The sequence below is a fragment of the Vibrio sp. B183 genome (assembly GCF_000740665.1).
In the GTDB taxonomy this organism is placed as follows: domain Bacteria; phylum Pseudomonadota; class Gammaproteobacteria; order Enterobacterales; family Vibrionaceae; genus Vibrio; species Vibrio coralliilyticus.
In genome coordinates, this window is record NZ_JPQB01000016.1 from 147,969 (window position 1) to 171,538 (window position 23,570).

Below are 23,570 nucleotides of genomic sequence, written 5' to 3' on the forward strand. Positions count from 1 at the left end.
TTTTAAGAATGCATCGATACTAGATGAAGAATGCTTATAGAACAGGTAAGTTAGTAGTTTTACTTCACTTTCTGATATGCTGACGGAGTTTATATAATTAAGTATGTCTTCTGGGTTCTTTAAGTCATATTTTAATGAAATTCTTGCGTCTACCGACCAAAATGTAATTCCATATTTATCATTAACTATATTGATAAGATCTACGCACTTATCATGCTCACCTCTGATGAGACAGTTTTCTATTTCAGATTTTTTTCTTCAAATCCATAAATAATGTCTTTATTTTTTTCAAAATATGCCACCAATGAAAATAAAACAAATTCTGCACCAATGTTAACAAAGTTATTAGACCCATTAGTAAAGACTTTCTTGTTCTCTGGTGTTATAAGCTTATCAAACTGAGGAACACTTCCCGACGCTAGTGCAATGTTTACTATTGAGTTACTCGGTAAACCGAAAATCTTATGTCGCAACTTTTCAAGGTGATACTTCTTTGTTTTCTTGCCATTACCTGACCTCAAGGCTTCTTTAATAACTCCTGAGAATCTTGTATGTTTTGCCATAACAACCTAGCCCTTTCTGACATCTCTTCTATCTTTATTGCGACAATCTTACCCCGCGCAGTTCTATAGATCTGCATATAGATACGCATTTTTATCTAATATGAGAAGAAATAGGTCTTGCGTTGCGTAGTTCTATCGAACTAAACCAGAGACCTACGATCTGAGCGGCTATACCCATCACATCTTATTGACTTATTCCAAAGGTGAGTTACGCAGTGAATTACTCAAATTGACCATGATTTTGTAGGCGATTGAAGGGCTTTTACAGTCGCTGAGGTTATCCGAGTTCGAGCTGTAATTTGAGGTTCGTAACAAGGTTCTGTCCACTAATGAGTTAACACCCGACTTCTTACTCGCCCAAAACAAAAAGGCCTCGCGATTGCGAGGCCTTTGGTTTTCTATCTAATCAGAAGTAATTAGTCACGCAGTGACGCACCAAACTTCTCAGATACATGAGCAACGATAGCGTCAACCGCGCCAGCGATGTCTGCATCTTCAAGCGTACGCTCTACAGATTGTAGTGTTAGCGCGATAGCTAGGCTCTTCTTACCTTCTTCAACGCCTTTACCAACGTAAACGTCGAATAGTTTCGCATCTTTCAGGAACTCACCACCTTGCTCTAGACATGCTGAAACGATGTCGCCAGAAGCGACTGCTTCATCAACAACGACCGCGATGTCACGACGGTTTGATGGGAACTTAGAAAGCTGAACTGCTTCTGGAATGACTTTAGTGTTGATTGCAGACCATTCTACTTCGAATACGATAGTACGGCCGTTTAGACCAAACTTACGCTCTAGTTCTGGGTGAACCGTACCAATCACACCTACTTGCTTGCCATCAACGATGATAGCTGCAGATTGACCTGGGTGAAGCGCTGGGTTCGCTGCTTTATCTTCAGCAGAAAGCGCTGCGAAAGAGTAAGCTGCTTCGTTTGCTGTTAGCTCAAGAACGGCTTCTAGATCGCCTTTCAGGTCAAAGAAATCAACAGTGTTGGTTTCGATGTCCCAGTGCTCTTCGCTGCGAGTACCTGCGATAACACCTGCAAGCATAGGCTCTTGGCGCATACCGTTTTCAGCAGACTCACATGGGATGAAACGTAGGCCGTATTCGAATAGACGAACGCGTGGCTGTTGACGTTTCTGGTTGTGAACCACAGTGTTTAGTAGACCTTGGATTAGGCCTAGACGCATTGCTGACATGTCCGCAGAGATTGGGAATGGCAGGATTAGCGGCTCAACACCTGGAACAACAAGCTTTTGTTGCTCTGGCTCAACGAAGCTGTAAGTGATCGCTTCTTGGTAACCACGGTCAACAAGTAGGTTACGAACGCGTTTTAGCGGAATGTTCGCTTCAACGTGGTCGTGCATCTTAAGTGCTGCCGCTGGGTTTTGGTTAGGAATGTTATCGTAACCGTAGATACGACCTACTTCTTCAATTAGGTCTTGCTCGATTGCGATATCAAAACGCCATGTAGGAGCAGTCGCTGTCCAACCAGTGTCAGTTGTTGATACTGTTAGACCAAGACGCTCTAGGATTTCAACAACATCGCTGTCTGCAATGTGGTGACCTAGTAGGCTGTCTAGCTTAGTGCGACGTAGTGACACTGTATTTGCTTTTGGTAGGTCAGCTTCTGACTCTTCAGCAACAACAGGCGCTACTTCACCGCCACAGATCTCCACTAGAAGTTCTGTTGCACGCTCCATTGCGCTAGTTTGTAGTGCGAAATCCACACCACGCTCAAAACGCATTGAAGAATCTGTGTGTAGACCGTAGCTACGCGCGCGGCCACGGATGTGGTCTGGTGCAAAGAACGCACACTCAAGCAGTACGTCTTTAGTCTCAGTGGTTACACCAGACTCTTCACCACCAAAGATACCTGCGATAGCAAGTGCTTTGTTGTGGTCTGCTACTACTAGAGTATCAGCGTTTAGCTCAGCTTGGTTACCGTCTAGAAGAGTTAGCTTCTCGCCCTGCTCTGCCATACGAACTACGATACCGCCTTCGATCTTAGCAAGATCAAATGCGTGCATTGGCTGGCCTTGCTCTAGAAGAATAAAGTTAGTGATGTCGACTACCGGATCGATAGAGCGGATACCACAGCGGCGCAGTTTTTCTTGCATCCAAAGTGGTGTTTCAGCTTTAACGTTTACGTTCTTAACCACACGGCCAAGGTAACGTGGACATGCAGCAGGTGCTTTCACTTCGATAGAAACAGTGTCGTCGATAGCTGGAGCAACTGGGTTAACCGCAGGCTCAGTCACGTCTGCACGGTTTAGAACGCCAACTTCACGTGCCATACCACGGATGCTGAAACAGTCAGCGCGGTTAGCTGTTAGGTCTACGTCTACTGTTACGTCGTCAAGACCTAGGAATTCGCGGAAATCAGTACCGATTGCTGCGTCTTCTGCTAGTTCCATGATGCCATCAGATTCAACGTCGATACCTAGCTCAGAGAATGAACACAGCATGCCGTGTGATGGTTGACCACGTAGTTTTGCTTTTTTGATTTTGAAATCGCCTGGTAGTACAGCACCAACAGTCGCAACCGCAACTTTGATACCTAGGCGACAGTTAGATGCGCCACAAACGATGTCTAGAAGTTCTTCAGCGCCAACATCTACTTTAGTTACACGTAGTTTGTCAGCGTCTGGGTGTTGACCACACTCAACCACTTTACCTACTTTAACGCCAGTGAAAGAACCAGCTACAGGTAGTACGTCGTCTACTTCTAGACCCGCCATTGTGATTTGGTGTGTAAGTTCGTCAGTCGATACCGCAGGATTTACCCACTCACGAAGCCATGATTCGCTAAATTTCATAGTGATGGTTCCCCTGGATTACTTGAACTGTTTTAGGAAACGAAGGTCGTTCTCGAAGAACGCACGAAGATCGTTTACGCCGTAACGAAGCATAGTCAGACGCTCAACGCCCATACCAAATGCAAAGCCAGAGTATTTCTCAGGGTCGATGCCTACGCTGCGAAGTACGTTCGGGTGAACCATGCCACAGCCTAGAACTTCAAGCCATTTGCCGTTCTTACCTTTCACGTCTACTTCTGCTGAAGGCTCAGTGAATGGGAAGTAAGAAGGACGGAAACGAACTTCAACTTCTTCTTCAAAGAAGTTACATAGGAAGTCGTGCAGGATGCCTTTTAGCTGTGCGAAGTTTACGTTCTCGTCTACTAGCATGCCTTCCACTTGGTGGAACATTGGCGTGTGCGTTTGGTCGTAGTCGTTACGGTAAACACGGCCCGGTGCGATGAAGCGGAATGGTGGTTTGCCATTTTCCATCGTACGGATCTGAACGCCAGACGTGTGCGTACGTAGCATTAGATCTGGGTTAAAGAAGAACGTGTCGTGGTCAGTACGCGCTGGGTGATCTTCTGCGATGTTTAGTGCATCAAAGTTGTGGAATGCATCTTCAATCTCAGGACCAGACTCAGTGTTAAAGCCTAGCTCACCAAAGAACTGTTCAATACGCTCAACTGTACGAGTAACAGGGTGAAGACCACCGTTCTCGATACGACGACCCGGTAGAGTAACGTCGATAGTTTCTTCAGCCAGCTTCGCTTCTAGCTCTGCACGTTGCAGTGCGTCTTTGCGTGCGGCAATCGCTTGTTGAACTGCACCTTTCGCTTTGTTGATCTCTTGACCAGCAGTACGGCGCTCTTCTGGTGGTAGTTTACCTAGGCTTTGAAGTTGAGCCGTTAGCTCACCTTTCTTACCTAGATACTGAACACGCACTTCATCAAGTGCGACTAGCGAATCAGCAGCTTCAATTGCTGCGCCCGCATTAGCAATGATCTCTTCTAGATGTTGCATCGTTTCCTCATCTACCTATAGGTAGTTTCCATAAGGGTTCCCGCGAGGGATTTTTGGTATTTTCAAATAGCTGTACATAGTAACGAAAGCGAGGTCTAAATCCAATCTGAAATCGGGATTCGACCTCTCTTTGGGTAAAAAATCAGCTTAATGATTGTTCGAGTTCATCAAGCTCAGCTATTTGGGTCTGTATCGACGAGGAAACTGGCTGGACTAGACACTAGCGTGAAATGTCATAAGCAGAGGAATGGAGCGGTTGCTCACACGTCGCAACACAGTTGCGTCCTTGCGATTTGGCTTTGTAGACCGCGTTATCTGCCCCCTTAATGAGATCGTTGAAATCTCTCATTTCATAGGTACGCTCTGCCACACCGACACTAATGCTGCCACACCAGATGTCATCACCGGCGGGCACACGCATTTGAGCAACAATTTGTCTCGTTTGTTCCGCCACATGCGCGCCTCCTTCGACGTCAGTATTAGGGCAGATGACGAAGAACTCGTCCCCGCCCAAACGACACACCAGATCATCACTGCGAAATGAGTCATTTAGCGTCTGAGCTAACTCCACCAGCAAGCGATCACCAGCGTCGTGCCCCGCGCTATCATTCACCTGTTTGAAGTTGTCAGCATCAATCATGATGCACACCAAAGGCTCTTGATTGAGGGTTGACTCATGCCAGTATGCTTTCAGTTTGCGAATCGCACAGCGTCGATTGGGAAGCTGAGTGAGTGGGTCAGTTAAAGATAGCTCTTCAAGCTGCTTATTCGCTTTGGATAACTGTTTAGTCCGTTCTTTCACTTTATCTTCTAAGCACTGATTCAATTCCAGCAGCTCTTTATTTCGGTCAGAAACCTGTTCGAACAAGCCATTAAGCGCCTTAAGAAGCGGTTCCGTCGAACTGTCTTGTTTTTTCTCTTCGCGCTCATAGGCAGTCTTTGGATCCACACCCGCCTGAACCTGTTTAACCTGACGAGACATATTCTGGTCGATGCCAAGGATATGGTAAGCCAACCAATGAATCAGAAAGTTAAACAACTGCTCAGAAGCTTTCTTGTTTTCATCACTGATGAACGCCTGCATGCTGATAATATCCGTCATAAAGGCACGGTGTATTTTGACATGGCCTTCAATATGAGCAGGGTGAAGCCCTACCGAATGCATGAGCGCTTCTTCTTCCTTGAAATGAAATTCTGCGTATCGAGATAATTCAAACAGCGCCATGCGAATGTCTTGTAATGACATGTTATTCTTGGTGAGCAACTCTCCATATCGATTGATGATCTCGACTAGGTATTGGTGTTGTTCATCAACATCGTCTAAGCCGGTTTCGTAGCAGTTATCCCATTGAAATGACTTCATTCGCTAATAGCCTTCAGAATTATATTTATCACATTGCACTGTCAGCACGATGCATAAAAACCATAAATGATTTATGGATTTTACATAGGAATGTAGCGATGCTAAGGACTTAAATACAAAAAAGGGAGCTGGATCAGCCCCCTAGAGTTTGGAATAAAGATCACGTTTAAAAAGTGTTATTGAGCTCTCACTTAGAAGTAATACTCTAACGACACTTCAATGAAGTCATCCTTACGCGCGAAGTACAATAAGTCGTCAGGTGTATCATTCTCAAACCACCAACCATCGACTCGCCACTTAAGGTGATTGGTCAATCGACTTGACGCCTCCAACTTAGCACTGAACACATCACTGTTATCCAGATCCTGAGTGAAGCCGAGTAATATTTCGGTACCATCCTCATCGTTCAGTTCGAAACGTGAACCAATGAACACATCGTTTTGACCGGTACTTTGAGCATTGTTGTCTCGACTGTCATAGAGATACTCTGCGATAAGCCCGACATCCCAAACACTTTCCAATGCACCAACAATGGTGTATTCAAACCCTGAAACCAACCCAATGTGGTGATCAAAACTGTCACGATAGATACTCTCGAGCTTCCACAACCAGTCACCTACGATGCCTTGAATATCCACGCCGACTTGCTTCGCCTGCGCGTAGTAAGGCTTCAAGTCAGCCCCTTGAAGGCGGAAATACGGGTCGCGATTGGTCCCTTGAAAGTAGCTCAACCCTAGATCCCAATCTCCAAACATCTGGGTGTATCTCAGCGCATAATCAACGTGCTGCTCCTCACGCGAAGATTCATAAACCGCATCCTCTGAGACTGGTAATGTCGTCCTCAAACGCCCATCTTGCCCTGCAAAGGTACGTTCACGGAAGTAAGGAAGAAGCATCGCGTCAATAATTCCCCAATCTTTGACTGAAGTCAGGTGCAACATGGGTTGCCCTAGCTTGTCTTCGCCGTCCACCGCTTCAATCGAATCGGTTTGATTCACCACATCGACCAGATGTGCAGACTCAGTCACGCCCCAGAAAACCTTTCCGATCCCGGCACGCAGTTCGTAGTCATCCCAGTAGGTTAAATAAAGCGCTTCTCGAATGTCGCCATGACTTCGCTCATCATCTTCGCTGTCTAAACGATAAAAAGGCGTGAAGGTAAAATCTGAATTGTCATCAATCTCCCAATAAAATTCAGGCTGTAAGACGATTGAACTTTGACCTTTACCTTGCCCCTGAAGTCCGTCGGAAAAGAACTGTCGATGCTCAAGATTGACCTGACCTGAGAGCTCGAAACCATGGCAATGTAAGGCAGCTAGCGTCAGTGATACACAGGCCGCGAGGCGACCTGTCTTATTCCATATTTTGCTCATAGCGATCCTTATTTCACCCGTTTGAGGATATTCTTCTCAAAATCTCTTGCTCTCAAACCAGTCTGAAACTGGAGATCACTAGTAGTAAGCAGCGTACTCTTGCCTGTTTGATGGTTCGTCATCGCCATGGTGTGGGCACGCCAATATTTATCTAGATAGAGCTGGTAATCATCGAATTTAAGCGTTTTCAGCAGTGACCCTTTTCGGTCATAAAATTCAACCTGCATTGGTCGGTAATGCTCTTTATCCAGCCAGACTTGCTGTTTGGTGTAACCCGAGTTTTTGTCTGTTGGTATCTGCTCGACAACGAAAGTGCTGCTTCCTCCGAACTCTTCATCACGGAGGTAAGTGAAGGTGTATTTCTCCAGCTCAAACGAGCTCAAGTCTTCGTAAGCAAATTCACTGCCCATAAACGGGCCCGATTTATTACGTGAGGAAATCCGCTTAACTCGTTTAAGCGCTGGTAGATATAGCCATTGGTCATCAGCATCGATAGTGTGCGAGTGGTTGAGAAATGCCGTTCCTTTGACGTCTCTTGGCTGATCGAAAATCGTCAAACCTTTATCGCCGTCATCAGCCACTTCAAATGACTTCATACGCATTTCGCGAGTACTGCTCTCTCCTTGAGCGTTTTTCAGTACCATTTGCATGGTTGCGATTGAGTCACCCCAGCCTTCATCTCGCGCTTTGCGTTCAGTCGCAATTTCCAATCCTTTTTCAGCATTAGCAAACGCCGTAGATTGCCCGCCAATTGTCAACAACGCAGACAGCGCGACCGATGTTATCAATGAATAATTTGAACGTTTCATAGTGTATTCCCTTAACTTTGTGTCTGAGGAGCCGTTGTTGGCTGAGTTGAAGTGGCGGCTGATGTCATTGATTCGTTTTCCTGCGCGTAACTCGCGGTATCAAAGCGCATCAACAGCGCTGGTAGGAAAATAAAATCAACGACAAGAGCAATAAAGATCACCATGGCGCTCAGCTGGCCCATATCTGCATTAAGTCTGAACGTGGACATGGCCAGCACGGTGAACCCTGCAACCAGAACAATGGTGGTGATCCATAGAGCTCGACCTACAGTGTGAAAGGCATAGCGAACGGCTTGTTCGGCGTTTTGCCCTTGTTTACGTGCACGTTGATATTTAGAGAGAAAGTGGACCGCATCATCAACAACGATACCCAATGTCAGCGTGACAACCACAGACAGACCTAGGTTTATCTCACCAGAGATCAAGGCCCATAAGCCAAAGCCAATAATTGCCGGAGCCATGTTAGGTACAATACTGATCACACCAAGTCGCATTGATCTCAGTGCAAAAATCATCAAAGCTGAAATCAAGATCAGAGTGATAGGCAGTGTCGACAGCATGCTAGCCATGTTGGTCTCACCAATGTGTGCAAACATCAGCGATGGGCTTGAAGCCAACACGTCGTACTGCGAGCCGTTAGCCTTAAACCAGTCGTAAATTCGATTCTCTAAATCAACCAGTTCAACACTGCCCAAGTTGTCGATGGTCACCACCAGTTTGATCGACGATTTATCAACATTAATCTGGTTATTAAGATCAAGGCCATATGGCAGTGACATTTCATACAACAGCAAATATTGTGCAGCGAGCTCTCTTTGCAGAGGCAGCTTGTAGTAACTGTCATCATCGCCATGCATGTTCTTGTTCAGGCGTTTATAGACATCGGAAAGCGTGGCGACGTGATCCGTTTCTGGCTGCATACGAAGCCAGTCAGTAAAGTTGCTAATCGTCTGGAGAAAAATAGGATCCGCAATCCCTTGGGACTCATGGGTTTTCACCGCAATACTGATGGTTGTCATGCCACTGATGCGTTCTTCCATGAAATCCGCAGCGCGGCGAAACTCATTGCGCGAATCAAAATACTTCACCGATTCATCATTCACCTTATTCAGTGGAATCAGTGCAGCAGATACCGCAATGACAACAACAGAAATAGGCAGCAAGGCTTTGCGATTATTCACTACCCAATCGCCAAGCTTATCCATCGAGTCGCTGGTTTTCCCATTATCGGTCTCTTTTCGCTTCACTTTAATTGGCAGCAATTTGAGTAGCGCCGGCAACAAGCTGACTGACAGAAAACACGCCAACATCACACCGAGTGCTGCCAAGTTACCGAAATCTCTCAATACCGGCGAATCCGACATATTCATCATCAGGAAACCAATCGCTGTAGTCACTGAGGTGATGACGATCGGCATGAAGTTAATCGAAACGCTGTGGTCGATCGCGTACTGCTTAGAATGGCCTTTTTGCATGCTCTGACGCATCGTTGCGATAACATGAACGCAGTCTGCGACAGCCAACGTCATCACTAAGGTGGGAATATTGACCGTAGCTGTACTTAGGAACATACCAGCCCAGCCCGATAATCCCATAGTTGCAGCGACTGAGCCGATGATCACCACCAGAGTGGCTATCACACTCAGGAAGGAACGCAGCATAATGGTCAAAAACACCAGTATTACCAGCAACATGGCTGGAACTAATGTTGAGCTGTCATCCTGAGCGGCAACCATGAAAGCATGGTTCATTGCAATGATCCCTGCTTTATGGAATTCGACATGAGGGTACAGTTCACCGTACTTGCTCAACAGTTGATCAACCCCAGCAACTACCTCGAGTGCTTCCGTCGTCTCATCGATTTCGGGTAGCTGAACGGTGACATTCACCACTGTCACATCGCCTTTTTCAGAGATTAGGGCGTGCTTGACCACAGGTTCAGACAAAGCAATCGCCTTAACCTTTTCGATGCGTTCTGGCGTAAGAGGATAATCTTCCAACAGAAGATCCTCGACAATCAGGTCATCTTCAATGGCTTCGGTATGCTGATAATTGGCTATGGAGTCGACTCGGCTTGAATAAGGTACTAGCCAGGCATCTTGGGTAAGCTGTTGAATCAGTTCTAGAGTTCTTGGCTCAAAAACGTTGCCGCTTTGGGGGGAAATGATGATTGCGATGTTGTCGGATTTGGCGAAAGTGGTTTGTATTTCCTCATAGGTGAGCAGTTGTTGGTTTTTTCCGTCAAAAAAGATGTTGTAGTCACCACGGAAATAAAGATTCTTTCCTCCAAAAGTGGCAGCGGTGACCAGTGCTAATGACAGTAGGAGTACCCAACCGCTAAATCGGGTAGGTAAGGTTAACCACGGATGTGGTTGATTTGGATTAGAGTTGGCTGATTTCATCACACTCTCCGTTTGTGACGTTTCGTCAAAAGTTGTTATTTAAAAACCAGCTAACGCTGGCACTTAAGTAACAAAGCTCGTGTTTGAATGATTCAAACCTTATCGAGTGTCTTTTTTGACGATTCGTCATTTAGAGAGTCAAATAAAACCCATAACGGGCTTTATTTTAGGCTGAAGCAGATTAGCGTCCGACGGAGTTGAGATATTCGATCTCTTGACTAAATAGCTCCTGCTCTACTCGGCGCCAGGTCTTCTTGTAATCCCACTCACTAGAGAGAGGTTTCCAGTTCAACCCATCTAACAGCATATTCGCATTATGGAGCACTGAGAACGGGTCCTGTAGGCGATTGATACAATGGCTATTGGACGCATTTTGCGTAAGGGCATTTGACCCAAAAGCAATCGACCAATTGGCAAACACTATCGCATCTGAGCTGATACCTGGTGAGAACTTGAGGTCACCACTTTCAACCGCGTAGTTAACCAGTTGATCGGCGCCTTCTATCACTTGCTCTTCCAGCTCATTTAGCTCTTTAACACGTTCTGGCGACGCCTTCTCAAGTACAAAAGGATTTTTCGCCATTAGTGCACACATGGACAAAATCGGCTCCATGCGCGTATAGATACGGTAGCCTACATGCATCGCTATGATTTTTTCCCGTGTACAGCCTTCAAATTCTGCAGCGCGGGCGAATAACACAGCTTCGCTTTTCAGAGAATGAATACAAAGCGCAACAATCGCGTCTTCTTTACTACTAAAGTGATTATAAATCGTACCTTTCGAGTAAGGGCTTGCTGCCGTTAGCTTGTCCATGGTCAGGTTACTCCACCCTTCCTTTTGAACCAGCGCTTTCGCCAGCAGAATCAGCTCTATTTCTCTATCGGCAATGGCCTGTTGTTTCTTGGTTAACCCAAAACCACAACGGACGCCGTCTTTTTTATCACTCTTTTTACAGCTAAAGCCAAACATGATTATTTCGATCCGTACCCGTCTGTTGCTCCTTAACTTTCTAATTGTAACACGAATCATAATATTGCGATAAACCACAATTATGACGATTCGTCATTTTTGACACTTCGTCATAGTAGATCATATATCACTCAAATAAAAGATTTATTCGTAGATACATACATAAAAACTATGAATTATTATCGTGCTACACTTTATGCACTTATCTGAACTAGAGAGACATTCCCACGTGTTCAAATACTTAGCTTTACCGCTTGTTACTTTTACATGCTGGACAAGTCCGGCATTGTCAGCGGACTACTCAACAGAAAAAATTGCTTCAGGTTTACTGGTTCCTTGGGGAATGGCGTTTGCCGATGACAACACGTTACTGGTCACCGAACGCAACGGCCATATTCTCTCGGTCGATATCGCTACAGGGAAAAGTACTCAGCTTATGGAAGACCCTGCTGGCCTTTATGCCAACGGTCAGGGAGGGTTGCTCGATATCGCGATGTCCCCTTTCGAACCGAACAAAGCGTATGTGACCTACAGTAAACGCACCGCTAGCGGTTCAGATACCACTCTTGCTACCTTCACATTTTCAGACGGTAAGCTCTCAGACTGGAGAAACATCCTTACGACAACATCCAATTCCTCGACCAACCGCCACTACGGTAGTCGGGTGACCTTCGATGATCAGTACCTCTACATGAGTGTCGGCGATCGCGGAGAACGAGACAATGGCCAGGACTTAAGTACCCATGCGGGTTCGATTCTCAGGTTGAACCCTGACGGTTCAGCAGCCGAAGACAACCCTTTCGCCGAGCAAAAAGGCGCGCAAAAGGAAATCTGGAGCTTTGGTCATCGTAATCCACAAGGCTTGTTTTACGATTCAGCAGCTCGCGCTTTATGGTCGATAGAACATGGCCCAAGAGGCGGCGATGAAATAAACCTTATTCAACCGGGCTCAAACTATGGCTGGCCAATCACTTCTCACGGTAAAGAATACTGGGGGCCGATTAATGTCGGAGAATCCAAAGAAAAAGAGGGGATCGAGTCACCAGTAAAGGTTTATGTTCCTTCCATCGCTCCCTCAAGTTTGCTTTTGTATCGAGGTAAAAACTACCCTGAACTGAACGGTAAGCTTCTCGCACCCGCTTTGAAACTGACCCATATTAATGTGGTCACGCTAGACAAAAACAATCAAGCAGTAGATGAAATTCGAATATTGTCAGAGCTTAACGAACGCATTCGCCATGTCATCGTCAGCCCTAAGGATGAACTCATCTTTAGTACTGATCAAGGCAACATATACCGCCTTGTTCCAACTCGCAGCTAAGAAAAAGGCCCGATATTACGGGCCTTTTTCTTAAGCAGTGATATGCTCCAGCAGTTCATCCTTGAGCTCACCTAATACCCCAGGTTTTGGCTGAGTGTGAGATAAAGTCCGCATGCCATAGATACCCATCACCAAAAACTGAGCTAACTGAGCTGGCGATTTTTTTTGAGATGCTTGACCCGCCTGCTGCGCCTGGGAAAGCTTCTCTTCAATAGACTGATGCCAGTCTTGAAGCATCATGCTGATAAGATGTTCCACTTCATCATCCTGCTGTGCCATCTCACTGAGTGATTTCTGCAGCAAACAATCTTTGATTTCTTCCGTTTCACACTCTTCGACCACCCAGCTTAGATATTTTTCAAAGCCAGCCATCACTGTTGGTTGAGAGTCGAACAAGGCCTGAAACTCTTGCGATTTATCATCACGATACTGTTCCAACGCCGCAATCAATAAGCCGCGCTTGTTCTCAAAGGCACAATAGATCGAACCGGGGTGCAGTCCAGTTACCTTTTTTAGGTCTTGCATGCTGGTCTTAGCGTACCCTTTAGCTACAAAAGCATCCATTGCAGAACGTAATACTTCTTCCCGATCAAATTCAGCGCTGCGCATTGGTTCTCTTATCTCAATTATCAATATGGATCGATTCTACTTTATTTTGAACAAGCATTCAAAAAAGTAGTTGAATGCTTGTTCAAATTAGACTAACTTGAATGGGCATTCAAGAAAAAACCACAAAGGGAACGTCATGAATAACCTATTTGAACCATTAGCGCTGAACGACACCATTACATTGAACAACAGAATTGTGATGGCACCACTGACTCGTTGTATGGCTGATGACAGCCTAGTTCCAACTCAAGCGATGGTGGATTACTATGCTCGTAGAGCAGACACTGGTTTGATTATTAGTGAAGCGACCATCATTCGCCCAGATGGTCAGGGATATCCGAATACCCCCGGAATCTTCAGTCAGGAGCAAATTGCAGGCTGGCGTAAGGTGACAGACGCGGTTCATGAGAAAGGCGGTAAGATTTTTGTCCAGCTGTGGCACACTGGCCGTGTTGCTCACCCTCATTTCTTCAATGGAGAATATGTACTGGCGCCTTCCGCAGTCAGCGTTGAAGGCAGCGTACCCCGCATGCGAGAGCTGACCTACACCATGCCTAAGCCTGCGACCCGAGAAGAAATTGAAGAACTTGTTGAAGATTATCGTCAGGCCGCTATTAATGCTCTAGAAGCCGGCTTTGACGGGGTTGAAATCCACGGAGCAAATGGCTATCTGATCGATCAATTCCTACATTATTCAAGCAATACTCGAGACGACGAATTTGGTGGCTCAGCTGAAAATATGGCACGTTTCCCGTTGCAAGTGGTCGATGCAATCGTTGATGCCATTGGTAAAGATAGAACAGCGCTACGACTCTCTCCGGGTGCTTACTTCAACATGGAGCCAGACAATCGCGATCGTCAGGTTTCAGATTACTTGCTCAAAGAACTCGAAAGCCGTGATCTAAGCTACCTTCACGTGGGAATTTTTGACGATAACATGTCATTTGATTACCTAGATGGCACCGTTTCAGAGTATATGCGTTCAAACTACAGTAAGACGTTAATGGGTGTCGGTGGTTTTACACCAGAAACTGGAAATGCGGCGTTGGAGTCTGGCAAATTTGATTTGCTGGCAATTGGTCGCCCATTAATCGCCAACCCTGACTATGTCGAAAAAGTAAAATCAGGCTCTGTGTTGACCGAATATTCGGATGAAATGCTCGCCGAGCTTGTATAACCCATTCACGTTTGGTGAATGAAAAATCAGCGGCTTGTTGCCGCTGATTTCTTATGTAATGAAGATACAAAAAAGCCCTGACCAAATGGTCAGGGCTTCGTAATTTGGAGCGACACACGAGGTTCGAACTCGTGACCTCAACCTTGGCAAGGTTGCGCTCTACCAACTGAGCTAGTGTCGCATAATGCGTTAGTTAGATGGTGCCCCGGGCCGGACTTGAACCGGCACAGCGCGAACGCCGAGGGATTTTAAATCCCTTGTGTCTACCAATTCCACCACCAGGGCACACAAATCTAAATTTGTGATGGAGACACCATCTTTGACATCGACCCATTAGGAATCGCTATCATAAAATTTGGAGCGACACACGAGGTTCGAACTCGTGACCTCAACCTTGGCAAGGTTGCGCTCTACCAACTGAGCTAGTGTCGCAAATGGAGGCGCGTCCCGGAGTCGAACCGAGGTCCACGGATTTGCAATCCGCTGCATAGCCACTCTGCCAACGCGCCTTCGTAACTCCAATCGTCTCGCTTATTTCGCTGCGTTCCTCTTGGGTACGGGATGCATTCTACGGATTCGAACTAATGAGTCAACACTATTTTTAATTTTTTGAATCGTTTGTCTAATTAACAGTCAAAAGCTTCTAATTTGATTAATTTACTCTCAAAATTCTTTTGATTTTTACCAAGTTAACTTAAACAAAGTAGATGAGAGGCATAAAAAAACGGGCTATTGCCCGTTTTCTTTAATGATGTTCTTCACTGAGAAGATCGTCTTTGGCTGCCATTAAATACTGTGCCATAGACCAATAGGTCAATACGGTAGCAACATAAAGCGCAGCGTAACCTAACCAAATCATCCAGTCATCATAACGCCAGATAAGCACCCATAAAGCAAACATTTGGCTAAGCGTTTTTACTTTACCTACCCATGAAACTGCCACACTGGCACGTTTACCAATTTCTGCCATCCACTCACGCAATGCAGAAATAATGATTTCTCGAGCAATCATAGTCACAGCAGGAATTGTGACCCAAATGGAGTGGTAGTATTCAGTGACAAGAATCAGAGCTGTCGCGACAAGAACTTTATCAGCAACAGGATCGATAAAAGCACCAAAACGGGAGGTTTGCCCCAACTTTCGCGCTAACATTCCATCTAGCCAGTCCGTGAACCCTGCAACCCAGAACACCATTGCCGCTGCAAAAGGTGCCCAACTGTAAGGAAGATAAAAAACCACGACAAATACTGGAATAAGGAAAAGTCGTAACAAAGATAAAATGTTAGGGATATTTAAACGCATATTTATTGAGGCTCTTATCGTTTGCGTATTGCTCTGTTCACTGCTTAAAAACAGGGCTCTTATGGTGCGGGATTTTTCCTATTGTTTCAATGCTTGATAAATGTTTTCTGCCAAAGAAACACTAATCCCAGGGACTTTGGCGATTTCTTCAACGCTAGCACGTTGAAGTTCCTGTAATCCCCCCATGTATTTGAGCAATGCCTGACGACGTTTCGGCCCCACCCCTTCAATGCCTTCCAAGGCACTGGTTCTTCTTGTTTTTCCACGTTTAGCCCGATGCCCCGCAATGGCATGGTTATGGCTTTCATCACGGATATGTTGCATCAAATGTAGAGCTGGTGCATCACTAGGCAAGTTGAACTCTTCACCGTCTGTGGTAATCAAAGTTTCCAATCCTGGTTTACGCGTCACTCCTTTCGCAATACCAATCAAACGTGGCCGCTTAGGCCAATCTCCCCAGTACTGTGAAATGATTTCAAACGCTCGATTAAGCTGCCCTTTACCACCATCAATAAACACAATATCCGGGATTTTTTCCACATCCAGCTGCTTAGAGTAACGCCTCTCGAGTGCTTGTCCCATCGCGGCGTAATCATCACCACCGGTAATTCCAGTAATATTGTAGCGACGATATTCCTGCTTCACTGGCCCTTCTTGATTAAACACAACACAGGAAGCAATCGTACTTTCGCCCATCGTATGCGATATGTCGAAGCATTCCATGCGAGTGATGATATCCATACCTAAGACTTCCCGTAACTCTTTAAAGCGTTGGGATATCGTCATCTTGTGGTTGATTTTGGTAGTAATGGCTGTCAGTGCGTTGGTATTCGACAGCTTAAGGTAGCGTCCACGAGTTCCCGTTGGATTAACGTGAAAATGAACTTTACGTCCGGCAATCTCGCCTAAAGCCTCTTGTAATGGCAGCGATTCTTCCATCAGGCCGGAGTTAAGGATGATTCGTGTCGGGATCGTTCGTGCTTCGTTGTGGCTCAGGTAATACTGGCTCAAAAAACTATAAAACACTTCTTCTTGAGTCGTATCATTGGGAATCTTAGGAAAATGGCTACGACTGCCTAAAATCTTACCTTGGCGAATCATCAGAATATGGATACAGGCAATGCCATTTTCTTGAGCAAAACCTAAGACGTCCATATCATCTTGAGAGTCTTCAGAAACAAACTGCTGCTCCTGAACACGACGTATCGCTTGAATTTGGTCCCTGAACTTTGCCGCGTCTTCAAACTTAAGACTTTTACTGGCCAGCTCCATTTTTTCGACCAAGGTCGTGAGAACCTGCTGATCTTTTCCTTGCAGGAACAAACGAACAAAGCCCACCAGCTCAGCATAATCTTCATCAGAGATAATACTGCTAACGCATGGCCCCGCACATCGGCCAATTTGGTACATCAGACAAGGCCGAGTACGATTACTGTAAACCGTATCTTCACATTGTCGAACAGGGAAAATTTTTTGAATTAAGTGCAGCGTTTCACGCACAGCTCCCGAATCGGGGTAAGGCCCAAAGTATTCACCTTTGCGCTTTTTTGCGCCGCGGTGCATCGATAGCCTCGGGTGCTTATGACCACTAACAAAAATGTAAGGGTATGACTTGTCATCACGCAGTAATACATTGTATTTGGGTAAATACTGCTTAATGTAGTTGTGTTCAAGTATCAGGGCCTCTGTTTCGGTGTGCGTCACCGTAACATCAATCTTGTCAATATTACTGACTAGAGCTCGCGTTTTTTCGCTGTCTACTTTCTTACGGAAATAGCTAGAAAGGCGCTTTTTGAGGTCTTTGGCTTTGCCTACGTAGATGACAACAGCCTCGGCGTTATACATTCTGTACACGCCGGGCTGATTAGTAACGGTTTTTAGAAAGGAAGCCGAGTCGAATGTGGCGGTCACTACAATGTCTCGGTGTCTAACATTCCATGGCGGATGGCTAGGTGAGTCAACTCTACGTCACCGCTGATGTCCAGCTTATTGAACAAGCGGTAGCGGTAACTGTTGACAGTTTTCGGGCTCAAATTCAACTGCTCTGAAATATCGGTTACCTTCTGCCCTTTGGTGATCATCATCATGATCTGCAATTCACGCTCAGAAAGATCGGCAAAAGGATTTTCCGATGCTGGAGAGAATTGGCTAAGCGCCATCTGCTGAGCAATTTCAGGAGAAATATAACGTTGGCCGCTATTTACAACACGAATTGCGTTGACCATTTCATCTGGCCCCGCACCTTTAGTCAGGTAACCTGCGGCACCTGCTTGCATCACTTTAGTTGGAAACGGATTTTCCGTATGAACAGTTAAAACGATGATTTTCACATCAGGATTGAACCGCAAGATTTTCTTGGTAGCTTCTAAGCCACCAATACCTGGCATGTTCATATCCATCAAAATGACATCGGCATGATTGCTACGACACCATTTTGCTGCGTCTTCACCGCTTTCAGCTTCCCCTGCTACGTTCATTCCACGGACGTCTTCAATAATACGTCGTATCCCTGTGCGAACCAGCTCGTGATCATCTACAAGGAAAACACTTATCAAACTTGTATCTCCACACTTTCTTGATTGGCTCTGCACCCACTATTTGTAGTGGATAACAGCATGGCAGCCTATTTTAACTTAAATTACGCTTTTTACTTACTCTGAATATGTGCTCAAACGCAAACTTTAGCAAGTACTTATTTTCACATCTGCTGCTTAGCACATTAATGACCATGCAATCAATAAGTTAAGTCATACAATGAGGTTATGAGTCAAAAATCGGCATACGGACACACAACGCAAGGCTTATCATTGAAAACGAATCTAATTTCACCTATTAATACACAGTGCAGTACGCATAGTTGCACAGTTTAAAATACATTTTAAATATCATCTTATAAGGATATGTTATGAAAAAGCTTCTAGCAGTGGCAGCCCTAGCAACAACTCTTCCTATGTCTAATCTAGCACTTGCTGACAATGATATTGGTTGTGGTTTGGGTACTATGGTATTCGACGGTCAGTCAGGCAAAGTTTCTAAAATTCTAGCTGCTACAACTAACGGCACTTCAGGTAACCAAACTTTTGGTATCACTTTCGGTACTCTAGGTTGTGACGGCACAGGTACAATTTCATCATCTGAAAAGCTAGCCATGTTCATTGATGGCAACATGGACAACCTAGCACGTGATATCGCTAAAGGCGAAGGTGAAACTCTGGCAACACTTTCTGAAGTTTGGGGTATTAATGAAGCTGACAAAGCAGCATTCAACACTCTAGCTCAAGAAAACTTTGCGCAAGTATTCAAATCTGAAAATGTCACTTCTCAAGAAGTATTTGTAAACCTGAACAACGTTGTTGCGGATAACGCACAACTAGCGGGTTACGCTATTTAATCAATGCCCTATTAAAAGGTGCCTTTCTAGGCACCTTTTTCACACCACCCTAAAGCCTCCCTATTATTTGTTGTATCCTGACGCCAAAAGTAGAAGCTCAATCGAACTGTAAGACTGTGTATTAGATGAAGTCCCCTTTGCTAAAAACCTCTTTGTTGTGTGGCTTAAGTTTGAGCCTTTTATTACCTTCAGCATCAATCGCTAGTGAATTCGATGTAGAACAGCTCTCCAAGCACTCATACTGGCATAAGCTCGGCCACTATTTGCCTGCGCTTCTATCTGGATACGAAAGTACCGTCGATAAAAGCGAATTTTTTCTTTCGGAACAAGGAAAGTACTCTCCAAAAGCGGAGCTTGAGGCAACCATCAGTCGGCTTTATTCAGAGGATAAGCAACTTGCATTGGAGACTCAGTGTCAATATCCAGCACGCTATAGTTGGCTTGAACAGCAACAAGGTCGCCAGGCGATATTGAACTGCCCAGAGCTAGAAACTTGGAGCCAAGTCATCGACCCGGCTGGTCTTACGCTTGTTTTCCCAACCGCATTTATGAATAACCCTTCTTCTATGTTTGGTCACACCCTATTGCGTGTCGACGCTAAGGATCAAACCAGACATAAAGAATTGGTCGCATTTGCCATTAATTTTGCTGCTGAGCCAGAAACAGATGACAACCCCGCTCTGTTTGCGATCAAAGGATTGATCGGCAGCTACCCCGGTCGTTACACCGTGATGCCATATTATCGAAAAGTTCGTGAATACAACGACATCGAATCGAGAGATATTTGGGAGTACAAACTTAAACTCAATGAAGAGGAAGTAAATCGGGTTTTATTACACTTATGGGAAATGCAAAGAGCAGAGTTTGATTACTATTTCTTAGACGAAAACTGTTCTTATCAGTTGCTGTCTCTATTGGATGTCGCTCGGGAAGACTTAAGCTTGACCAAAGACTTCTCGATACAGGCAATTCCGTCAGATACAGTTTATGCATTAGCGGAAAGCGGATTATTGGAAGAACCTCAATATCGCGAGGCATTTGGCACCAGATTGCTACATCAAGCCAATGAAGCCGATGAAAAAATCTTCGAGGCTGCTAAAAAAGCGACACAAGGCGAGTACCCGAGTGAAAACGAATTCTCAGATGAAGAACGAGCAGCAATTCTAGAACTCGCCTACGAGTGGTTAAACTTTCAATTGTATGACTCCGGTTTAGAACGAGATCCGACAGCCAAACGGCTAACCAAATTGCTCTATCTGCGCAGCAGAATCAAAGTAGAGTCTCCGTTTACCCCAGTTCCTCAGCCTGACGTTCCACCAGAAAAAGGGCACGCTTCCGCCCGTATCGGACTGAGCTACCAATACTGGGATGAGTACAGTAATCAAGCCACCATTGAATGGAGAGCGGCGTATCATGATTTGCTTGACTCACAGGATGGCTTCATACCTGGCGCACAGATCAACTTTCTAGATACTCAAGTGAGTATTGATCAGCAAGGCACTTCTCGACTCGATAGGTTTTACTTTATCGACACAATGGCGCTTGCTCCAAGTAATAGAGTATTCGACAGTTGGGCTTGGAATATTCGCACTGGCTTTGATAGACAGCCTCTGTCTAATAAGTTGGCAGGAAGATGGTTTGGACAAGGTGGCTTTGGCAAGGCTTGGGGCTCACCAGACAAGATCCACGTATACACACTCTTTTCAGGTGCAGTCAGTGGCGGCAATCTGACGGAATATGACGCAGTCCCTGGGGTCGGCTTGGAAACGGGAGCAATTTTCCAAGCTGGACGTAATCATAGAATAGGATTGCAAGCTCAATATATGGCGCTGATTAACTCTCAGGAAGAGAGCCATGTCGAAATTGATGCAAGCTGGAACTGGAGCTTCAATCGTAATTTTGCTGTGCGAACGCAACTGAGTTATCAAAGTTGGCAGTCTGAGAACATTGGCGCCAGACTGACAGGCTTTATCTATTATTAAGAGAACGCCTGCTTATGCTAAGCTAGTGAAACCAAGCTTCATCCGTTGCTTGGTTTTCATTTAGAGCAGTACAAATGTCCGTCCAACAAGGTTTCCTACTTACTCGCCACGCCAGAGATGTTTCTGGTCAAACTCAGATCGATTTATGGTTATCTACTGATAATGGGCCGGTACAGCTTGTTATACCGGGAGAAAAACCCGTCTTCTTTATTCCTCAAGACGATATCGAACAATGCCAAGCTTTAGTTAGCGAGTTATCAATTCAGGCTGAGATAAAACGTTTGCCACTGCATAGCTTTGATGATGTAGAACTTGCGGCTTGTTACTGCTTAACCGTTAAAGACGGGCAACGGCTAAGTCAGAAATTCAAACATCACGAAATTCTTGTACTCGAAGACGATATACGCCTTGCAGATCGATACTTAATGGAGCGCTTTGTTCAAGGCAGTGTCGAATTTACCGGTCACCCCCAACCTAGAAAGAGCTACACTCGCTTTTCAAGCGTCAAATGCCGTCAGGGTAACTATACACCTCAGTTAAAGGTTGTCTCACTCGATATCGAATGTTCAGAGAAAGGCGTTCTTTACTCTATAGGACTCGATAGCCCTATGGACAGCCGCGTCATAATGATTGGAGAACCGCAAGCTGCTGAAACCGAGATTGAGTGGGTTCAAGACGAGAAACACTTGTTGTTATCGCTGATCACGTGGTTTCAGCAATTTGATCCCGATGTCATCGTAGGCTGGAACGTGATTGATTTTGACTTTAGGCTCCTACATAAACGTGCCGAGTGGAATAAAGTCAGATTAATGATTGGACGTGCGAGTCAGGCGAGTTTTTTTCGCACCTCAAGTAACACTCAACAAGCATTCATATCAATACCAGGTCGCGTGGTTTTAGATGGTATCGATACGCTAAAAACCGCCACTTATCACTTTCGAAGCTGGTCGCTTGAATCGGTTTCTCAGGAGTTACTCGGCGAGGGTAAGCAAATCCACAATGTTCATGATCGAATGGACGAAATCAATTACATGTTCAAAAAGGATAAGCCCTCACTTGCAAAGTACAACCTGCAAGATTGTGTTCTGGTCAACAAGATTTTTGCCCACACCCACTTGCTCGAGTTCGCCATTGAACGCTCTAAACTGACTGGCGTTGAGCTGGACCGTGTCGGCGGCTCGGTCGCTGCATTTACCAACCTTTACCTGCCACAAATCCATCGTGCTGGGTACATTGCCCCTAACCTACATTCTGAAAACTGGTTGGCTAGTCCAGGGGGCTATGTAATGGACTCCATTCCGAACCTGTATGATTCAGTGTTAGTTCTGGATTTTAAGAGCCTGTACCCTTCCATTATCCGCTCTTTCCTCATTGACCCGATGGGTTTAATCGAAGGGTTGAAGTTGGACGTTGGCAAACAGGAAAACCAGGCCGTCGAAGGATTTCGCGGCGGTCAATTTCATCGTAGTAAACACTTTTTGCCCGAGATGATCGAAAACCTGTGGGCGGCGCGCGATATCGCCAAGAAAAACAAAGAAAAGGCCTTCTCACAGGCGATCAAAATCATTATGAACTCCTTCTACGGCGTACTAGGCTCTTCTGGCTGTCGCTTCTTTGATACTCGCTTGGCATCAAGTATCACTATGCGTGGTCACGAAATCATGAAGCAGACGAAAGTACTCATCGAAGACAAAGGCTATCAAGTAATTTATGGGGATACAGATTCCACGTTTGTTTCTTTGAACGGGCAATTTTCTCAGCAACAAGCCGATGAAATTGGCCACCAGCTTGTCGAACATATCAATTCGTGGTGGACTAACCATCTCAAACAAGAATACGGCCTTACCTCTATCCTCGAACTGGAGTATGAAACCCACTACAAAAAGTTTCTGATGCCAACTATCCGTGGTCAAGAAACTGGATCCAAAAAACGTTATGCAGGCTTGATTGGTGAGGGTGACAGGGAAAAAATAGTCTTTAAGGGATTGGAAAGTGCTCGCACCGACTGGACTCCGCTCGCTCAACGCTTTCAGCAAGATCTGTATTCACTGGTTTTCCATGGTGAAGATCCCTCTGACTACGTTCGGGACTTTGTCGAAAGAACCATGGCGGGCGAGTTTGATGATGAACTTGTTTACCAAAAAAGGTTACGCCGGAAGCTACACGAATACCAGAAAAACATTCCGCCACAGGTGCGTGCGGCTCGGTTAGCGGATGAAATCAATGCTCAGCTAGGCCGCCCTTTGCAATACCAAAACAAAGGACGAATTGAATACCTGATTACGATTTCTGGCCCTGAACCCAAAGAATACCTTAAGAGCAACATTGATTATCAGCACTACATTGATAAACAGCTTCAGCCTGTCGCAGAAGCTATCTTGCCATTTATTGGCATTGATTTTTCAACACTCAGTGAGCCTCAGCTCGGTTTGTTCTAACACTGAACAAACTATATTGACGGACGCTGTTATTCCAGATGAGTA

General features: G+C 45.4%; 17 protein-coding genes and 4 tRNA genes. 5 read left to right on the top strand and 16 right to left on the bottom strand.

Annotated features, from left to right (window positions below):
* Positions 1–239: 239 nt before the first annotated feature.
* From IX95_RS18980 to IX95_RS19015, 8 genes are all read right to left on the bottom strand, one after another.
* Entirely contained in the window at positions 240–563 is a 324-nt protein-coding gene (locus IX95_RS18980) for a hypothetical protein (RefSeq protein ID WP_038163134.1), read from the bottom strand.
* 416 nt (positions 564–979) lie between these two features.
* On the bottom strand, positions 980–3,385 hold the full coding sequence (pheT, locus tag IX95_RS18985; RefSeq protein WP_038163135.1) for a phenylalanine--tRNA ligase subunit beta: 2,406 nt from the start codon (positions 3,383–3,385) through the stop codon (positions 980–982).
* An 18-nt stretch (positions 3,386–3,403) separates the two neighbouring features.
* Positions 3,404–4,387 (bottom strand): phenylalanine--tRNA ligase subunit alpha, encoded by a 984-nt coding sequence (gene pheS / locus IX95_RS18990; protein ID WP_006962705.1) that lies wholly within the window; start codon positions 4,385–4,387, stop codon positions 3,404–3,406.
* Positions 4,388–4,607: 220 nt separating this feature from the next.
* Positions 4,608–5,750 carry a GGDEF domain-containing protein gene (locus tag IX95_RS18995; protein ID WP_038163138.1) on the bottom strand — a complete coding sequence of 381 codons (1,143 nt, stop codon included), beginning with the start codon at positions 5,748–5,750 and terminating at the stop codon, positions 4,608–4,610.
* 191 nt (positions 5,751–5,941) lie between these two features.
* Positions 5,942–7,123 (bottom strand): hypothetical protein, encoded by a 1,182-nt coding sequence (locus IX95_RS19000; protein WP_038163141.1) that lies wholly within the window; start codon positions 7,121–7,123, stop codon positions 5,942–5,944.
* 8 nt (positions 7,124–7,131) lie between these two features.
* Positions 7,132–7,932: an outer membrane lipoprotein-sorting protein gene (locus IX95_RS19005; RefSeq protein WP_038163143.1), complete on the bottom strand. Its 801-nt coding sequence runs from the start codon at positions 7,930–7,932 to the stop codon at positions 7,132–7,134.
* An 11-nt stretch (positions 7,933–7,943) separates the two neighbouring features.
* A complete protein-coding gene (locus IX95_RS19010; RefSeq protein WP_038163145.1) occupies positions 7,944–10,334 on the bottom strand; it encodes an efflux RND transporter permease subunit in 2,391 nt (796 codons plus the stop codon).
* Between the two features lie 181 nt (positions 10,335–10,515).
* Positions 10,516–11,304, bottom strand: a complete 789-nt coding sequence (locus tag IX95_RS19015; RefSeq protein ID WP_006962710.1) for a TetR/AcrR family transcriptional regulator — start codon at positions 11,302–11,304, stop codon at positions 10,516–10,518.
* A 196-nt stretch (positions 11,305–11,500) separates the two neighbouring features.
* Here IX95_RS19015 and IX95_RS19020 point away from each other — a divergent pair, with 196 nt between their 5' ends.
* Positions 11,501–12,625 (top strand): PQQ-dependent sugar dehydrogenase, encoded by a 1,125-nt coding sequence (locus IX95_RS19020; RefSeq protein ID WP_253819493.1) that lies wholly within the window; start codon positions 11,501–11,503, stop codon positions 12,623–12,625.
* A gap of 30 nt (positions 12,626–12,655) precedes the next feature.
* Here the strand turns inward: IX95_RS19020 and IX95_RS19025 are convergent, their stop codons facing one another.
* Entirely contained in the window at positions 12,656–13,234 is a 579-nt protein-coding gene (locus tag IX95_RS19025; protein WP_038163148.1) for a TetR/AcrR family transcriptional regulator, read from the bottom strand.
* A 136-nt stretch (positions 13,235–13,370) separates the two neighbouring features.
* Here IX95_RS19025 and IX95_RS19030 point away from each other — a divergent pair, with 136 nt between their 5' ends.
* Positions 13,371–14,411: an alkene reductase gene (locus IX95_RS19030; RefSeq protein WP_038163150.1), complete on the top strand. Its 1,041-nt coding sequence runs from the start codon at positions 13,371–13,373 to the stop codon at positions 14,409–14,411.
* A 105-nt stretch (positions 14,412–14,516) separates the two neighbouring features.
* On the opposite strand, the gene IX95_RS19035 is transcribed toward IX95_RS19030, so the two are convergent.
* The 7 genes from IX95_RS19035 to uvrY form a co-directional block, all read right to left on the bottom strand.
* A tRNA-Gly gene (locus IX95_RS19035) sits at positions 14,517–14,592 on the bottom strand.
* 17 nt (positions 14,593–14,609) lie between these two features.
* Positions 14,610–14,696 (bottom strand) — tRNA-Leu (locus tag IX95_RS19040).
* A 71-nt stretch (positions 14,697–14,767) separates the two neighbouring features.
* Positions 14,768–14,843 (bottom strand) — tRNA-Gly (locus IX95_RS19045).
* Between the two features lie 3 nt (positions 14,844–14,846).
* Positions 14,847–14,920, bottom strand: a tRNA-Cys gene (locus IX95_RS19050).
* Positions 14,921–15,156: 236 nt separating this feature from the next.
* Positions 15,157–15,714, bottom strand: coding sequence for a CDP-diacylglycerol--glycerol-3-phosphate 3-phosphatidyltransferase (gene pgsA / locus IX95_RS19055; RefSeq protein ID WP_038163154.1), 558 nt, complete (start codon positions 15,712–15,714; stop codon positions 15,157–15,159).
* Between the two features lie 78 nt (positions 15,715–15,792).
* Complete coding sequence (gene uvrC / locus IX95_RS19060; protein ID WP_029236240.1) at positions 15,793–17,625, bottom strand: excinuclease ABC subunit UvrC; 1,833 nt, start codon at positions 17,623–17,625, stop codon at positions 15,793–15,795.
* Positions 17,625–18,269 carry a UvrY/SirA/GacA family response regulator transcription factor gene (gene uvrY / locus IX95_RS19065; RefSeq protein WP_006962720.1) on the bottom strand — a complete coding sequence of 215 codons (645 nt, stop codon included), beginning with the start codon at positions 18,267–18,269 and terminating at the stop codon, positions 17,625–17,627. The genes uvrC and uvrY overlap by 1 nt, the downstream gene beginning before the upstream one ends.
* Before the next feature lie 350 nt (positions 18,270–18,619).
* Here uvrY and IX95_RS19070 point away from each other — a divergent pair, with 350 nt between their 5' ends.
* The 3 genes from IX95_RS19070 to IX95_RS19080 all read left to right on the top strand — a co-directional run bounded on the left by IX95_RS19070 (position 18,620) and on the right by IX95_RS19080 (position 23,525).
* Positions 18,620–19,105 (top strand): DUF3015 domain-containing protein, encoded by a 486-nt coding sequence (locus IX95_RS19070; protein WP_019277049.1) that lies wholly within the window; start codon positions 18,620–18,622, stop codon positions 19,103–19,105.
* A 170-nt stretch (positions 19,106–19,275) separates the two neighbouring features.
* Positions 19,276–21,087, top strand: coding sequence for an Lnb N-terminal periplasmic domain-containing protein (locus tag IX95_RS19075; protein ID WP_235202652.1), 1,812 nt, complete (start codon positions 19,276–19,278; stop codon positions 21,085–21,087).
* A 74-nt stretch (positions 21,088–21,161) separates the two neighbouring features.
* On the top strand, positions 21,162–23,525 hold the full coding sequence (locus IX95_RS19080) for a DNA polymerase II (protein WP_038163160.1): 2,364 nt from the start codon (positions 21,162–21,164) through the stop codon (positions 23,523–23,525).
* Positions 23,526–23,570: the final 45 nt, after the last annotated feature.

Bases quoted from the DNA above. Each gene is read 5' to 3' on its own strand.
- IX95_RS18980 (WP_038163134.1), bottom strand. From the start codon at position 563: ATGGCAAAACATACAAGATTCTCAGGAGTTATTAAAGAAGCCTTGAGG.
- pheT (WP_038163135.1), bottom strand. From the start codon at position 3,385: ATGAAATTTAGCGAATCATGGCTTCGTGAGTGGGTAAATCCTGCGGTA.
- pheS (WP_006962705.1), bottom strand. From the start codon at position 4,387: ATGCAACATCTAGAAGAGATCATTGCTAATGCGGGCGCAGCAATTGAA.
- IX95_RS18995 (WP_038163138.1), bottom strand. From the start codon at position 5,750: ATGAAGTCATTTCAATGGGATAACTGCTACGAAACCGGCTTAGACGAT.
- IX95_RS19000 (WP_038163141.1), bottom strand. From the start codon at position 7,123: ATGAGCAAAATATGGAATAAGACAGGTCGCCTCGCGGCCTGTGTATCA.
- IX95_RS19005 (WP_038163143.1), bottom strand. From the start codon at position 7,932: ATGAAACGTTCAAATTATTCATTGATAACATCGGTCGCGCTGTCTGCG.
- IX95_RS19010 (WP_038163145.1), bottom strand. From the start codon at position 10,334: ATGAAATCAGCCAACTCTAATCCAAATCAACCACATCCGTGGTTAACC.
- IX95_RS19015 (WP_006962710.1), bottom strand. From the start codon at position 11,304: ATGTTTGGCTTTAGCTGTAAAAAGAGTGATAAAAAAGACGGCGTCCGT.
- IX95_RS19020 (WP_253819493.1), top strand. From the start codon at position 11,501: ATGCACTTATCTGAACTAGAGAGACATTCCCACGTGTTCAAATACTTA.
- IX95_RS19025 (WP_038163148.1), bottom strand. From the start codon at position 13,234: ATGCGCAGCGCTGAATTTGATCGGGAAGAAGTATTACGTTCTGCAATG.
- IX95_RS19030 (WP_038163150.1), top strand. From the start codon at position 13,371: ATGAATAACCTATTTGAACCATTAGCGCTGAACGACACCATTACATTG.
- pgsA (WP_038163154.1), bottom strand. From the start codon at position 15,714: ATGCGTTTAAATATCCCTAACATTTTATCTTTGTTACGACTTTTCCTT.
- IX95_RS19070 (WP_019277049.1), top strand. From the start codon at position 18,620: ATGAAAAAGCTTCTAGCAGTGGCAGCCCTAGCAACAACTCTTCCTATG.
- IX95_RS19080 (WP_038163160.1), top strand. From the start codon at position 21,162: ATGTCCGTCCAACAAGGTTTCCTACTTACTCGCCACGCCAGAGATGTT.